The organism is Enterococcus sp. 22-H-5-01 (genome assembly GCF_050310005.1).
Lineage (GTDB): Bacteria > Bacillota > Bacilli > Lactobacillales > Enterococcaceae > Enterococcus_A > Enterococcus_A hailinensis.
The window spans coordinates 1,356,247-1,370,371 of the sequence record NZ_CP189993.1; the positions used below are offsets into that span (position 1 = coordinate 1,356,247).

13 protein-coding genes and 1 pseudogene are annotated in these 14,125 nt (G+C 37.1%); 6 read left to right on the forward strand and 8 right to left on the reverse strand.

All coding sequences use genetic code 11. The features are described 5' to 3' along the window. Positions 1 to 20: 20 nt before the first annotated feature. From ACQKTA_RS06965 to ACQKTA_RS06980, 4 genes are all read right to left on the reverse strand, one after another. Positions 21 to 425 carry a C-GCAxxG-C-C family protein gene (locus ACQKTA_RS06965; RefSeq protein WP_427813246.1) on the reverse strand — a complete coding sequence of 135 codons (405 nt, stop codon included), beginning with the start codon at positions 423 to 425 and terminating at the stop codon, positions 21 to 23. A gap of 16 nt (positions 426 to 441) precedes the next feature. Continuing rightward, positions 442 to 870 carry a GNAT family N-acetyltransferase gene (locus ACQKTA_RS06970; RefSeq protein ID WP_427813247.1) on the reverse strand — a complete coding sequence of 143 codons (429 nt, stop codon included), beginning with the start codon at positions 868 to 870 and terminating at the stop codon, positions 442 to 444. 5 nt (positions 871 to 875) lie between these two features. Further along, positions 876 to 3,029 carry an ATP-dependent helicase gene (locus ACQKTA_RS06975; protein WP_427813248.1) on the reverse strand — a complete coding sequence of 718 codons (2,154 nt, stop codon included), beginning with the start codon at positions 3,027 to 3,029 and terminating at the stop codon, positions 876 to 878. A 144-nt stretch (positions 3,030 to 3,173) separates the two neighbouring features. Next, positions 3,174 to 4,541, reverse strand: a complete 1,368-nt coding sequence (locus tag ACQKTA_RS06980) for a CHAP domain-containing protein (protein WP_427813249.1) — start codon at positions 4,539 to 4,541, stop codon at positions 3,174 to 3,176. 353 nt (positions 4,542 to 4,894) lie between these two features. Between ACQKTA_RS06980 and ypfJ the strand changes: the two genes are divergently transcribed. Then, the gene (ypfJ, locus tag ACQKTA_RS06985) at positions 4,895 to 5,791 is read left to right on the forward strand and encodes a KPN_02809 family neutral zinc metallopeptidase (protein WP_427814523.1); all 897 of its coding nucleotides are present in this window, start codon (positions 4,895 to 4,897) and stop codon (positions 5,789 to 5,791) included. 21 nt (positions 5,792 to 5,812) lie between these two features. Further along, entirely contained in the window at positions 5,813 to 5,956 is a 144-nt protein-coding gene (locus ACQKTA_RS06990) for a hypothetical protein (RefSeq protein WP_427813250.1), read from the forward strand. A 44-nt stretch (positions 5,957 to 6,000) separates the two neighbouring features. Here the strand turns inward: ACQKTA_RS06990 and ACQKTA_RS06995 are convergent, their stop codons facing one another. From ACQKTA_RS06995 to ACQKTA_RS07005, 3 genes are all read right to left on the reverse strand, one after another. Then, positions 6,001 to 7,008 carry a CdaR family transcriptional regulator gene (locus ACQKTA_RS06995; RefSeq protein ID WP_332580965.1) on the reverse strand — a complete coding sequence of 336 codons (1,008 nt, stop codon included), beginning with the start codon at positions 7,006 to 7,008 and terminating at the stop codon, positions 6,001 to 6,003. A 69-nt stretch (positions 7,009 to 7,077) separates the two neighbouring features. Beyond that, on the reverse strand, positions 7,078 to 8,214 hold the full coding sequence (locus ACQKTA_RS07000; RefSeq protein ID WP_427813251.1) for a glycerate kinase: 1,137 nt from the start codon (positions 8,212 to 8,214) through the stop codon (positions 7,078 to 7,080). 12 nt (positions 8,215 to 8,226) lie between these two features. After that, positions 8,227 to 9,519: a GntP family permease gene (locus ACQKTA_RS07005; protein WP_332580967.1), complete on the reverse strand. Its 1,293-nt coding sequence runs from the start codon at positions 9,517 to 9,519 to the stop codon at positions 8,227 to 8,229. 183 nt (positions 9,520 to 9,702) lie between these two features. Between ACQKTA_RS07005 and ACQKTA_RS07010 the strand changes: the two genes are divergently transcribed. From ACQKTA_RS07010 to ndk, 4 genes and pseudogenes are all read left to right on the forward strand, one after another. Continuing rightward, positions 9,703 to 9,870, forward strand: coding sequence for a hypothetical protein (locus ACQKTA_RS07010; RefSeq protein WP_169818192.1), 168 nt, complete (start codon positions 9,703 to 9,705; stop codon positions 9,868 to 9,870). A gap of 129 nt (positions 9,871 to 9,999) precedes the next feature. Further along, positions 10,000 to 10,454: pseudogene (locus ACQKTA_RS07015) on the forward strand (DUF2188 domain-containing protein). Positions 10,455 to 10,706: 252 nt separating this feature from the next. After that, positions 10,707 to 13,073, forward strand: coding sequence for a phosphoketolase family protein (locus ACQKTA_RS07020; RefSeq protein ID WP_427813252.1), 2,367 nt, complete (start codon positions 10,707 to 10,709; stop codon positions 13,071 to 13,073). Between the two features lie 80 nt (positions 13,074 to 13,153). Then, positions 13,154 to 13,558, forward strand: a complete 405-nt coding sequence (ndk, locus tag ACQKTA_RS07025; RefSeq protein WP_427813253.1) for a nucleoside-diphosphate kinase — start codon at positions 13,154 to 13,156, stop codon at positions 13,556 to 13,558. 47 nt (positions 13,559 to 13,605) lie between these two features. On the opposite strand, the gene ACQKTA_RS07030 is transcribed toward ndk, so the two are convergent. Further along, entirely contained in the window at positions 13,606 to 14,124 is a 519-nt protein-coding gene (locus ACQKTA_RS07030; protein WP_332580971.1) for a YjbQ family protein, read from the reverse strand. Between the last annotated feature and the right edge of the window lies 1 nt (position 14,125).

Sequence of the window (14,125 nt, forward strand, 5' to 3'; positions counted from 1 at the left end):
ATATCAAAAAAACGAAGCGCTCAAAAGAGGGCCTCGTCCAACTCTTCAAAAGACTGCTCCAGTATGCGGGCCGCCGTTCGAACATAACATTCACAATTCTTTTTACCTAAAAGTTGCTCACAATAGATAGAACCATGATCCCTTTCAAAATCTTGTCTCATTTTTTTGAATAGTTGTTCTGTTTTAGTACTTTGACTTATAGCTGGATCCATTTGATCGACTTGCTGAACAAGATGATTGATCACGATAAAGTTCCCTGCCAATGCTCCGCAGATACCTTTATAAAGACCACCACCATAATTTTCTCCAAGAACAATCGCTTGTTGTTCATTAATACCCATAGATTCTCGATAGCTGCAGTTGATCGCCTGGCAACAATTGAGCCCTTTTTGAAAATGAATAACTGCCTGTTCTGATAATTTCATCAATATATGCTCCTTTTTAAAAAGCTTTAGTCAATGTAACACAGTCGACTCCATCTTCATCGTAAGGCTCTCCGACCCGACTATAGCCCATTTTTTGATAAAATAGTTCAGCTGTTAATTCCGCATGGACAAGACTTCTTTGATAGCCTTGTTCAATAGCAAAAGCCTCTAAGCCTGAGACTACTTCGCGCCCAAGATTTTTCCCTCGATACTCGTTTAATGTTGCGACCCGGCCGATTCGAACCGTTTTTTCATTTTCAATCAGTAAACGAGCAGTTGCTACAGGTGTTAGCTCATCAAAAACAACGCTATAGATTGTTTCGGCAGTATCTTGATCATCAAACTCATCAGCGATTGCCAAATGACGTTCGATCACAAAGACATTCATTCGAACGTAACAACTAGCAGCTCTCAAATAAATTTCATTGCCAATTTCTGTTTTCATTTGTATCAAACCTCCTTTTCCTCAACGGATTTTTGATATTTTTTAGTTATCAGACCGGCTTCTTTAATAAATGGTGAGGGATCAACTGCTTTGTTATTGATCGTTTGTGGAAAGGTGACATATAGATTTTCTTTGGCACGCGTGATAGCCACATACATTAAACGCCGCTGTTCTTCCATTGTTGTTGGCGGTGCGGCTTGTTCTTTTGCTTGTTGAAGTTGGCAACTTGCCTTTTTTACAGTGTGGTGATTAGGCAAAGCATCTTGATACACGCCTTTAAGAAAAATATTTTTCTTTCCTAATCCTTTACTGGAATGAATCGATAATAAATACACTGCATTCAATTTGTCCTGATCATACTCTTTTAGTCGACGCTTCATTCCTTGATTTTGCTGACTCGCTTGTTTGAAGGCCTCCATTAAGCCAGCCCAATTGGCCGCAGCTAGTAATTCTTTTGATAGCCAGTCGGCTTCTTCTTCACTCAAGTCTTTTTTGAATTTCGGTGTAGAAAGTAATGCTTGTGCTACTGGAGCTAAATCTAATTCTTTTCGTTGGTAGAACAGGTACACTTGTTTGAAAAATGCTTTAGCTGATGCTTGTACAGGTAACGAGATATTCTTTTCCTTGACTAAAAAAGCCACTAAATCATTGATTTTAAATTTATTTTGACTGAATAGTTCTTCGCTGAATTTTGTACTCGTTCCAAACTTAATAAAATGAAAAAAAGCATATTGTTGAATAATCTTTTTTAAAGCCGTATTTTTTTGTACAGCCGTCGTTGCCTCAGCCATTTGCTGTAGCTGCTGAAATAAATTTTTGAACAACGGCAACCCGAATATCCCCAATAGATCATCATTTGAAGGCGTTACGAAAGGAATTTTTTGCTTTTCCAATTGTTTTAGCAATGATCGCAACTGAACTCGTGTAGGATAAAGAACCATCGTGTCTCGATAATCTGGTTTGCCATCTTTTAATGGATCAGCCTTTGCTAATGCTTGGATTTTTCTTCCAATCCACGCCGCCTCCTCCTCATCATCTGGAAAACAGATACTATAACAATCATGATTTGCAGCTGTTTTTGCAGCTGTCATCGTTTTTTCTAAGCGATCGTGTTCATTGTGTTTGATCAACTGATTGCCCGCATTAACGATCGGAGCTTCCGAGCGGTAATTAGTCATTAATTTCAACGAGGTTTGTTGGTATTCTTCTTCAAATAGTTGGATATATTTAGGTTCTGCCCCACGAAAATAATAAATACTCTGATCGTCATCTCCTACGATGATCAATTTACTGCTATTTTTTGAGGAACGATTTTTATCTGGTGGACAAACCAAAGCTACAATTTGTTTTTGTAATGGATTGATATCTTGAAATTCATCAATAAAAATATACTGATATTTTGCTTGCAGTACTTTTCGTGCCGCAGCATCATTTTCTAAAATGATTTTCAAATTGAACAACATATCATCAAAGTTTATAAATTGCTGTTGTTGTTTGATCACTGATAACTCTGTTAAAAATTGTTGAAACACTTCACTCAACGTTTGATTAGGTAGTAAATCCTCTTTATTAAAATATTTAGCAACAAATTGAACCATTTCTAGATCAGAATACCCCATATTACGCCAATAACTGATTCGCGAACTGATCGTGCGTTCTTCAAATTTATCAAAATTATACAATCGATATTTTTTTATCAATTGATTGACCGTTTGATAATATTGATCTTCGTCTATCGAACCCGAAATCCCCCATTGTCGCAATGCTGGATTTTTTCGAATCAACTCATTGTATTCGAGATTGAACCAACCATGAAATGTTTGAACTTTCATTCGGGCATTACCGCCAAGATAACGATTCACTCGTACTTCCATCTCTAATTTAGCTTTACGAGAGAACGTACACATCATAATTTTTTGGGGATCAATCTTTTTTTCTAAAATAAGATAGGCTGCTTTGGCACAAATCGTTTGCGTTTTTCCGCTACCCGCTCCAGCAATAATCCGTAAATGAGTTTGCATTGGAAATTGAATCGCTCTTAATTGCTCTTGGCTAAATAACATTCCATCATTTTGTGCGACTAAATAGTCTAGCGTTGTATTTTTATTGTTATTAGTTTCAATTAATTCATCTTTTATGTAATCAGAAAGTTTTGACATGAATCGTGTATTTCCTTTCTATGTAAAAATCCATACTCAACCATTATACCTAAAACAATTTGTTTTGATAGTTTTGCTATTAACTGTAATTGATTCGTAAATAAAAAAGCTTCCGATAAAATCGGAAGCTTTAACTTTATTTGATTATGGGTGGATATATGTTAAGCCTGCTGCACTTAGTGTTGCAGTATTAGGTCCAGTCGGAGATGAGAAGCCCATACCGCCTTGTGTGATCGTGATCGTATTATTTGATGCATTATATGATTGTACATATGCTACGTGGCCATAAGTAGAATCTGCATTCCAAGTACCAACTGATTGACCTTGTGCAAAACTAACGATTGCGCCAGCAGCTGGCGTACTATCTACTTGGAAACCATCAGCTGCTGCTGATGCGCCCCATTGACAACCATTTCCCCAATAAGTTCCAGCCCATGGTGCAACATTTTTTACATACCATGTACATTGACCAACAGCGTACATATTACCTTCGCTTGTATGATCAACTTTTCCGCCAGTACTTGGTTTTGAAACAGGCGTTGATACACTATTGTCAGTAGTAGATGATGTCTCCACTGTTGACGTTTCAGTTGTAGTTGCAACTGAAGATGATGTAGAAGTCTCTTCTGTCGTAATTGCTGAAGTAGACGAGCTTTCTTCTGTTTTGCTTGATGTTGAAGATGCTTCAGTAGCTGCTTCTTTTGCTGCTTCAGCTGCGGCTTTGGCTTGAGCTGCTTCAAAGGCTTTTTGAGCTTTTGCGGCTTCTTTTGCTTGGCGTGCTTCTTCTGCTTTGCGTGCTTTTTCGGCTTCTTGCTGTTGTTTCAAGATACGAGCTTGTTCAGCTTTTGCTGCTTCTTGTTGTTTCTTCAACTTAGACTTATCTTGTTCTGCTGTTGCTTGTTCTGCAGCATAATTAGCTTTGACAACATTCAACTCAGCTTGTTTATTGGCGATTTCATTTTTTTGTGTTTCTAATTCAGCTTGGTTGGCTTTTACTTCAGCTACTTTTGCTTCATTATCTTTCACTTTTTGTTCTACCGATTTTTCATCTGCTTTTTGCTGTTCCATCAATGAATGGTTAGCTTTTACCATTGTAGACATTGCTTGCACACGACCAACAACATCTGATAATGAATCCGCTTCTAAAACGGCTGAAACATAGTTAGAGGCTTGTCCTTTAACTTGTGTATCGCGAGCTTGGCTTTTGATTACTTCATTACGTTTGGCGATACGAACTTTTAAAACAGCAATTTTATCTTGCAATTTCATTGTGTCTTGATTTAATTGATCTTGTTTCGCTTCTAAAGTTTTGACTTGATCACTTACAGTAGCAATTTCATTTGTCAAATCATTGATTTGTGTCTGAACGTCGGATTGTTTTCCTTGTAATTCGCTGATTTTTTGATCTTTTTCTTGAATCTGTTGATCATAAGTATCTGCTAATGCAATATTCGGGACTGCTGATACAGCGATTGTGCATACCAACAATGCTGATAGTAAACTCTTTTTCACTAATTATTTCCTCCGGCTAATATATAAATTTAAAATGATTTCTCTCATAATGTCAGAATTAATTCTATCATAAGCATATATCACACAGATAAAAGAAATGTTACAGTTATATTTCAATATTGTTTTTATTCGATTATGGTTTTTGTATACTCATTAAACTATCAAAATAATTCGAATAAAATTGAAAAAAATGTTATTTTTATTTTATTTATAGTAGAAAAGCATTTATTTAAGTACAAATATCCTCGTTTTCAACAAATTAGAGGGAGCGTTATCAAATTTGAAAAGCATATTCTTGGGTTCTGCTTCCATTATCACGTAAAATTAGAGTAAAAGAAAAAGGGGGAAACGGGATACGTTGGCGAGGAGATCGACAAAGTACGAATGTAGAAGACCGTTCAGGAAGTAACAGTCGACCGATGGGGAAAATTGCGACTGGCGGCGGATTGGGTGTCATTTTGATTGCAGTTATTTTCTTTTTTATCTCAGGTGGTGATCTGAGCACTGTAACTGATACTTTAGGTGGGGGAATCACTCCTGCATCGTACGAAACCGAAAATGTTACTTCAAAAGAATATACCGAACAAAAAGAATTTGCAGCGGTTGTTTTTGCACACCTAGAGGATTATTGGAATCAGGAATTTGAGTCACGAAATGAAACCTATCAAAATCCTAAACTTGTTTTATTTACTGACAGTGTCAATTCAGCTTGTGGACAGTCAACTTCCCAAGTAGGACCCTTTTATTGTCCTGCGGATCAAAACGTATATTTAGATTTGAGTTTTGCTGAGGAATTATCAACGAAATATGGTGCGACTGGTGATTACGCCATGGCTTATGTCATCGCTCATGAGGTAGGACATCATGTTCAAAATCAATTAGGAATCACCGAACAATTAGACAAAATTCGGAAAAGAGTATCAGAAACCGAGTACAATCAATATAGTGTTCGTTTAGAGTTACAAGCAGATTATTTAGCTGGTTGTAACTCTAAATATTTAGCTGGTCAAACCTATCAAGGTCAGCCAATTTTAGAAGAAGGTGATATTGAAGAAGCATTTACCGCTGCTAACGCTATTGGGGATGACACCTTGCAAAAAGAATATCAAGGCTATGTTGTACCTGACAGCTTTACTCACGGTACGAGTCAGCAACGTGTCGATTGGTTCAAACGTGGATATAAATATGGTGATTTAGAACACGGAAATACCTTTAATGAAAAGAACCTTGATTTAGCTACTGCAGCTTAACCAACCGTATCACCCGATCAATTGCTTTACGGCGCTGATTTCCCTTATACACCAGCGAAAACGATTCAAAATATGGCGCAAAAAATCGAAGAGACTTCCTTACTTTCATCTGAAGAAAAAGATTTACTTTTTTACAAAAATGCACAAGCACTTTTAGAAAAATAAAAGACAAAAATAAGGCTATCCTCTTAATGAGATAGCCTTATTTTTTAATTTCTTTGTTTGAAACAATAGGCAAAATGATACATCAGTGTCCATAAAGCAGACCAGCTTCGAGGATCTTTTTGAGTTAATTTATGAATACGCTCGATTCGATAGTTCAATGTATTACGATGGATTTGTAACTGATCAGCCCCGGCTTTGACATTCGTACTGTTATTAGCAAAAGAAACAATCGTTTCATAATATTCATCATAGATAGCATTGACCTTTTTTAACAGTACTTGATCAAGTTCAATGGGAAAATCAAACAAATGGGCAAAGTAAACATCCTCAGTAAAAAAAGTATGATCAAAAGGTATCTGAGAAAATTGTAAATATAAAAAAGTATTTTCGACGTCTCTCATAGAACGACTTAAATTTAAGCTATCGGAACTGACAATAATTTTAGTAGATTGAGTCTTTACTTCAACTTCTGCATCAATAAAAATCAAAAACTTTTTTCGCCATTCAAAAAGTTCATTTAAAGGAAAAAGCGTTCTTAAAATTTGTTGTTCTGTTGCCAAAACACAGCGATTGGGTCGTAATAAATTGATACCATAATTTTCTAAAGATCGTCTTTCTAGTTCTTCACCGTAAGTACCTTCCGCTAAAAAAAGATCTTTTATAAAATCTGTCCGCTGTTGTTTCTTTTTTTCTTTCTTGCTGAATTCGTTCAATTCTTCTATTAATAGTAAAACAATTGATTTGACTAATTTCGTAAAAGGTCGTACCTCTGCTGGATCGCCCGAAATTCCCACTACTCCCAATAATTCGCCATTCAAAATAATGGGTTCATTCGTCCCACGTTTTTCCAAAGACGTATCTTTAAAAATCTCGACCATAGCTTTCTGTTTGATTGCACGCTCCGCTCCACGGTGACGCTCCCCGATTCGGTGGTTTTTACCGCTAGCAATAATATATCCATGCTCATTCATAATATTAATATTGTAAGGGATATCTGCCATCAACTTTTTGACAATTAAGTTGGCTTGCTCTGTTGTCAATAAATTACTCATTGTTTACCCATCCTATGAAAATGATTTACTTTCTTTTATTGTAACCCATTTCATAGCCCATTGAATCGCTCAAGCATTCAGTACACGGACAATATTTTCAACCGTCCGTTCCAAATTGCTCTCACCATCTTTCAATGCTTCTTCCAGTGAACTTGCCTTAGCTAAAATACCAAAAATCGCAGTCATTCCTTCGTCATAAAGGACTTCGACTTGTTCGCCGATATAACCGGCACATGCAAAGACTGGTTTTTCAAATGTCTTAGCTACCTTTGCAACTCCGTAAGGGGCTTTACCAAATTTTGTTTGAAAGTCCATGCCACCTTCACCAGTGAAAACATAATCTGCTTGTGCGATTTTCTCAGTCAACTTCGTTAGTTCAATGACCAAATCAATTCCCGAACGCATACTAGCATGGGTAAAGACTAACAACCCTGCGCCTAAACCACCCGCTGCTCCAGCTCCTGGTTGATCCTTGATACTAATTTTTAATTCCTGTTGAATAACTTCCGCATAATGAGTTAGATTTTCATCCAATAATTGGACCATTTCTGGTGTTGCCCCTTTTTGCGGACCGAATACAACTGATGCCCCAGTTTCTCCCACTAACGGATTGGTCACATCACTGGCAATAATGATTTCTGTTTGTTTGATACGGGGATCAATATCAGCCACATCAATCGATGTTAATTTAGAAAGCGCACCACCGCCGACAGACAGTTCATCCCCGTGCTCGTCTAGCAGATGAACGCCCAAAGCCTGAGCCATTCCCGCACCGCCATCATTGGTCACACTGCCCCCAATACCGATAATAATTCTCTCCACACCTTGGTCTAAGGCAGCTTTGATCATTTCACCTGTCCCGTAAGTTGATGTGATTAAAGGATTTCTTTTATTTTCTGATAACAACTCGATGCCATTCGCTTTAGCCATTTCCATGACTGCAGTCTTTTTATCCGCTAGCAAGCCATAGTAAGTTGCTACTTTTTCTGTTGGTATCGGACCAGATACTTCAATAGCAACTCGTTCACCGCCACTTCCATCAACCAATGCGTCAACAGTTCCTTCACCACCATCCGCCATTGGAACATGAATGACTTTAGCTGCTGGCATTACTTTATGAATGCCTCGTTCCATTGCTTCACAGGCTTTTTTTGCACTCATACTCTCTTTAAAAGAATCAGGTGCTAATACAAATGTTTTTTCCATCATGAATTCTCCTTATTTCAAAATAAAACCATATAAAATAGTAGCTACAATCGTCATAACGCCACCCACACAAAATTCATATGGAATAACTTTCATTCGTTCCTTAATCGACATGTGCATGCTGTTAGCTGTAATATGAAAATAATTCCCCTGTGGTACGCTATCGATCACTGTCGCACCCGTATGAACCATTACAGCTGCCGCTAATGGCGCTGTTCCGGTAGCTAAAATAGCATTGCCGAAAGATCCAGTTGCTAATATGACCGCAGTTGACGTAGAACCGACAGCTAAGCCCATTAATATACCAGAAATCGGCGCTAAGAAAGTACCTGAAATTCCAGCGACTGAAATTAAATGAACTACTTGTTTCGAAAGATCTGATACAGAAATCAAACCGGCAATTGCTCCTGCTCCGATTAAAATCAACACAGTATCTGTTACTCGATAAATTCCTGCTTTAGAATACTCTCTAATTTGATGGACATGTCCCATTGCGATAGTTCCAACGATTGAAGCAAACGGTAAAATATACATAGCATCTATTTTTAGCTTAGCTAAAACTTCGATATGCAGCATCGTACCAATCGGATTGATCAATAACAAAACAATTGATAAAACAGGTGCAATCAATGCTTTATTCAATGGCATCAATTGTTTTTCTTTACCTTCTTCGATATCACTATCTTGAACCATGATTCCTTTCTTCTTGATCAAACTGGCGATCACAACTGCTGTAATCAATCCACAAACAGCTGGAATAAAACCGGCAATCATGACACTGCTCAAATCTAATTTGAAACCATTAGCTGCAGCAATCGTATTCGGATTTGGTGAAATGATATTGCCTGCTTTTCCCCCACCCGATAGCGCGGTCAATAATGCCAGTTTACTAATACCTGTTTGTCTTCCTACAGACAGCGCAATTGGCGCCACGATCAAAACAGCCACTGGAATAAATACACCTACTGCAGTAATAATCATCGTCGACAACGCCAAAGATAAAATTGCTTTGTTGGCCCCTAATTTTTTTACGATGGCATGAGCAATCGATTCTGCTGCTCCAGATTCCATCATAACACCAGCTAGCATTCCAGCTGCTAACACCCGAATAGCAGTCCCCATGATACTTTGGGTTCCTGCAACTAAAATATTGACCGTATCACTTAATGAAGCACCACCCAATAAACACCCAACAATTGCTCCTAAAAATAATGAATAAACCGGATTCATTTTCTTTAAAATCAAAAAAATAGCGAAAAGTAATCCAATAATTGCTGCATACCACGGTACTGTAATGTCCGGCATGTGAATCATCTCCTTTAATTTTGTTTACGTTTTCATTCTACCGATTTCATTTATAAATAAAATTGTTAGATTCACAGTATTAATTGTGCAAATGCACAATTAAAAACAATCTTAAAGCAAATAAATTGCTTTCATTTTAGGATTTCGTATACTATAAGCCAAACTAAAAAAGCAGGTGATCTTATGTATGTTGTCAAAGTCCTACATGGTTACATTGGTAAAGAAGGTCAAAGAACCCGTGAAAAAGACCCTGAAAAACTTTGGGTATTCCAAAGTAAACAAGAATCCGATCAATTCGCTGAAAAAATTGGTGGTCACAGTCGACATGTCTCTAAAATCAGAAAAGACTAGCCTTTATCATAGTGATTTAACGCTGTACCTTCATAAACGATGAAGGTACTTTTTGAGCAGATCGATTTTAAAACGAAGACTTCCATAGTAAGGTTTAATTATCTTAGAATACTTAAGGAGGAATTTTCAATGCCTTGGAATATGCATGACTACCCCGTTTCAATGAAAAATTTAGACCCTTTGATTCGTAAAAAAGCAATCGATATCGCCAATGCCTTGTTAATTGATGGTTACCCAGACGAGCGAGCTATCCCTATTGCAATCAGTCAAGCAGAAAAATGGTACAAAGATGCTTCGAGAGATGAAAAAAAAGCCTTTCAACAAACAGCAAATCCACAAAAAAATGACTCCCATAAAAAAATAAAAATGCTCAAAAACTAATGAATGCAGATATATTGATAAAATACGAAGACGACCATTGGAGTGTAATTTCTGATGGTGCAGATCAAGCGAGCGATATTTTCGATAATAAAGAACCTGCTATCGAAAGGGCCAAAGAAATCGCCAAAAATAAACAATCTTCCGTAAAGATTTACAAGCAAGACGGGACAATTCAACAAACGTACAATTATACAGACTCCTAAATGTATAAGATTTTAGCACAATAAACAAGCCGATGTAATTTGTTTATCGTGCTATTTAGCTTGCAAAAACTAATTTTTTAAAAGTCGTTAAACATGCTGAACAACACATTTTTATTAGGGAAAACACTAATGTAAAACTACTATTTCCTATTCTTTTAAATTATTTTCTATTTAATAGTTTACAAACTCACAAGATAAAGGTATATTGTACTAGAATAATAAAAGTAAAATTTACTACAAAGGAGTTTTACCATGAAAACCAATTATGATTCCAAAGAATACTTAGATACCGTTGATGCTTGGTGGCGTGCTGCAAACTATATTTCTGTCGCTCAAATGTATTTGAAAGACAATCCCTTATTAAGACGACCAATCAAAAAAGAAGATGTTAAAACGCATCCAATTGGTCATTGGGGAACTATTGCTGGTCAGAACTTTGTCTATGCTCATTTAAATCGCGCAATCAATAAATATGATTTAAATATGTTTTATATTGAAGGTCCTGGTCATGGCGGCCAAGTGATGGTCTCTAATTCTTTTATCGATGGTAGCTACTCAGAAATTTATCCCGAATATCCAGAAAGTGAAGAAGGCTTAAAAAAACTATGTAAAATTTTCTCTTTCCCAGGTGGTATCGCCTCCCATGCAGCTCCTGAAACTCCCGGTTCTATTCACGAAGGTGGAGAATTAGGTTATGCCTTATCACATGCAACTGGTGCTATTTTAGATAATCCAGATGTGATTGCAGCAACTGTTGTCGGTGATGGTGAAGCGGAAACTGGTCCTTTATCAGCTGGTTGGTTTTCTAATGTATTTATCAATCCAGTCAATGATGGAGCTGTTTTACCCATTCTTTACTTAAATGGTGGCAAAATCTCTAATCCAACGATTTTATCTCGTAAATCAGATGAAGAATTAACAAAATACTTTGAAGGTCTTGGCTGGAAACCTTATTTTGTTGAAGGAACAGATCCAAAAGAAGTCCATCCAATGATGGCAAAAACGTTAGATGAGGTTATCACTGAAATCAAAAAAATTCAAACAGAGGCTAGAAAAGCAAGTGCTGATGAAGCAGTTATGCCACATTGGCCAGTGATTATTTTCCGTACGCCAAAAGGCTGGACTGGTCCAGATACTTGGGATGGCGAACAAATTTCTGGTACTTTCAGAGCACACCAAGTTCCGATTCCAGTAGATTCTGAACATATGGAACATATCGATCAATTAGTTAATTGGTTAAAATCATATCGACCTGATGAATTGTTTGACGCAGCTGGAAAAATTACTGATGAAGTAAGAGCATTATCACCTAAGGGAAGTAAACGGATGTCTACTAACCCTATCACCAATGGCGGAATTAATCCTAAATCGATGAAGATGCCTGACTGGAAACAATATGCGATCGATACCACTACACCAGGTGCAGTGATTGCTCAAGACATGATCGTATTTGGCCAACAAGCACGAGATATGATTTCTGAAAATCCAGACAATTTCCGTATTTTTGGTCCTGATGAAACAAAATCAAATCGTTTGAATAAAATCTTTGATGTTACAAATCGTCAATGGTTAGAACCTAAAAATAGTAATGATGAATGGCAATCTTCAGCTGGTCGCGTCATCGATGGACAACTTTCTGAACACCAAGCTGAAGGTTTCTTAGAAGGTTATGTCTTAACTGGCCGTCATGGTTTCTTCGCTAGTTATGAATCATTTTTACGCGTTGTTGATTCTATGTTGACACAGCATTTCAAATGGATGCGTAAAGCCAGTGCACATGCTTGGCGTAAAAAATATCCAGCCTTGAATATTATGGCTACATCTACGGTTTTCCAGCAAGACCACAACGGTTATACACACCAAGATCCAGGTGTATTGACTCATTTAGCTGAGAAAAAACCTGAATTTATTCGTGAATACTTGCCAGCAGATGCGAATAGCTTGATGGCAGTCATGGATAAAGCAATGCAAGATGAACAAGTAATTAACTTGATCGTTTCCAGCAAACAACCTCGTCCACAATTCTACTCTGCAAAAGAAGCAGAAGAATTAGTCGCAGAAGGTTTGAAAGTAATCGATTGGGCAAGTACAGATAATGGCGAAGAACCTGACGTAGTCATCGCAGCAGCTGGTACTGAACCGAACTTAGAAGCTTTAGCTGCAATCTCATTGTTAAATAAACAATATCCAGAGCTTAAAATTCGTTTTATCAATGTCGTTGATTTATTAAAATTGCGTCATCCAAATGTAGATCCTCGCGGATTAAGTGATGCCCAATTCAATGACTTGTTTACTACTGATAAACCAGTAGTCTTTGCTTTCCATGGTTATGAAGGAATGGTCAAAGATATTTTCTTTGATCGCGCGAATCATAATCTGCATATTCATGGTTATCGTGAAAACGGTGATATTACTACTCCATTTGATATGCGTGTTTTCAGTGAGATGGATCGCTTCCATCTAGCGCAAGATGCTGCCAATGCAGTGTATGGCTTGAGAGCGCAAGACTTTTCAACTAAAATGGATGAAACGCTACAATTCCATCATGATTATATTCGTTCAGAAGGAATTGATATTCCAGAAGTTGAAAATTGGAAATGGGAAAATTTAAACAAGTAATACTAGTCTTAAAAAAGCCTTGATGTTAAAACATCAAGGCTTTTTATTCACTACTAGTAATATATAAAGGAGGACTCTTCATGGAACAAACATTGGTCATCATAAAACCGGATGGTGTACAAAGAAAGTTGATGGGAAAAATTATTCAACGTTTTGAAGATCGTGGACTTATTATTAAAAAAATGTCATTAGAAACCTTATCTGTAGCTATCGTTAAAGAACATTACGCACATTTAAAAAATGAACCTTTTTTTGATAACTTGGTCGATTATATGACGACTGGTCCTGTTGTTTTGATGATCCTTGAACAAAAAAATGTGATTCATTTGATTCGGACGATGATTGGAAAGACCAATGCCTTGGAGGCGGCGCCCGGAACGATCCGAGGCGATTTTGCAATTGAATCGACCAAAACTATCGTTCATGCTTCTGATTCCAAAGAAGCTGCTCAAACAGAAATCAATCGTTTCTTTCCGCAAAAATAAGTATAAATAAAAGAGAACTTCAAGAATGTCATTCTTGAAGTTCTCTTTTATTCTCCCATGAGCATCAAATGACAGGTTCTTGTTCTCTCACGATTTTGATCCCAATCGATGAAATAAATATACCCAACAGATCCAATCAAAATTTCGCCTTCTTTAATGATAACTGTCTCACTCGCCCCAAAAAGTGAGCCTTTGATATGAGCATCTGCATTTAATATCGACACAGGATCTGGTAAATAATTAGGATCTTCAGCTGCTAATTCTTTTAAAAATTCTACATGTTTAGGTCCTGGATACAAATAATCTGATTCTGTCTGTTGGCGAGGAATAAGTTTTTCCAAGATACGATTTTGATCTACTTGTAAAAATTCATCGCCGCGCCAATCTTTATCATGAACAAATTCTTCAAAAGTAACCGAGCAAGTGGTGTGCGGCGTTGTGATCACACACATACCATCACGAATACCCGATTCAGTAATTTTGTCTTTTACTTGTCTAGTGATCTCTAGATAAGTTACTTTTCCTGCTACTGTTTCTAACGAAAGACTGTCATGAATGATACTCATA

Coding starts and splice junctions, on each gene's coding strand:
- ndk (WP_427813253.1), top strand. CDS start 13,154: ATGGAACAAACATTGGTCATCATAAAACCGGATGGTGTACAAAGAAAG.
- ACQKTA_RS06965 (WP_427813246.1), bottom strand. CDS start 425: ATGAAATTATCAGAACAGGCAGTTATTCATTTTCAAAAAGGGCTCAAT.
- ACQKTA_RS07010 (WP_169818192.1), top strand. CDS start 9,703: ATGTATGTTGTCAAAGTCCTACATGGTTACATTGGTAAAGAAGGTCAA.
- ACQKTA_RS07000 (WP_427813251.1), bottom strand. CDS start 8,214: ATGGAAAAAACATTTGTATTAGCACCTGATTCTTTTAAAGAGAGTATG.
- ACQKTA_RS06975 (WP_427813248.1), bottom strand. CDS start 3,029: ATGTCAAAACTTTCTGATTACATAAAAGATGAATTAATTGAAACTAAT.
- ACQKTA_RS07020 (WP_427813252.1), top strand. CDS start 10,707: ATGAAAACCAATTATGATTCCAAAGAATACTTAGATACCGTTGATGCT.
- ACQKTA_RS06970 (WP_427813247.1), bottom strand. CDS start 870: ATGAAAACAGAAATTGGCAATGAAATTTATTTGAGAGCTGCTAGTTGT.
- ACQKTA_RS07030 (WP_332580971.1), bottom strand. CDS start 14,124: ATGAGTATCATTCATGACAGTCTTTCGTTAGAAACAGTAGCAGGAAAA.
- ACQKTA_RS06995 (WP_332580965.1), bottom strand. CDS start 7,008: ATGAGTAATTTATTGACAACAGAGCAAGCCAACTTAATTGTCAAAAAG.
- ACQKTA_RS07005 (WP_332580967.1), bottom strand. CDS start 9,519: ATGCCGGACATTACAGTACCGTGGTATGCAGCAATTATTGGATTACTT.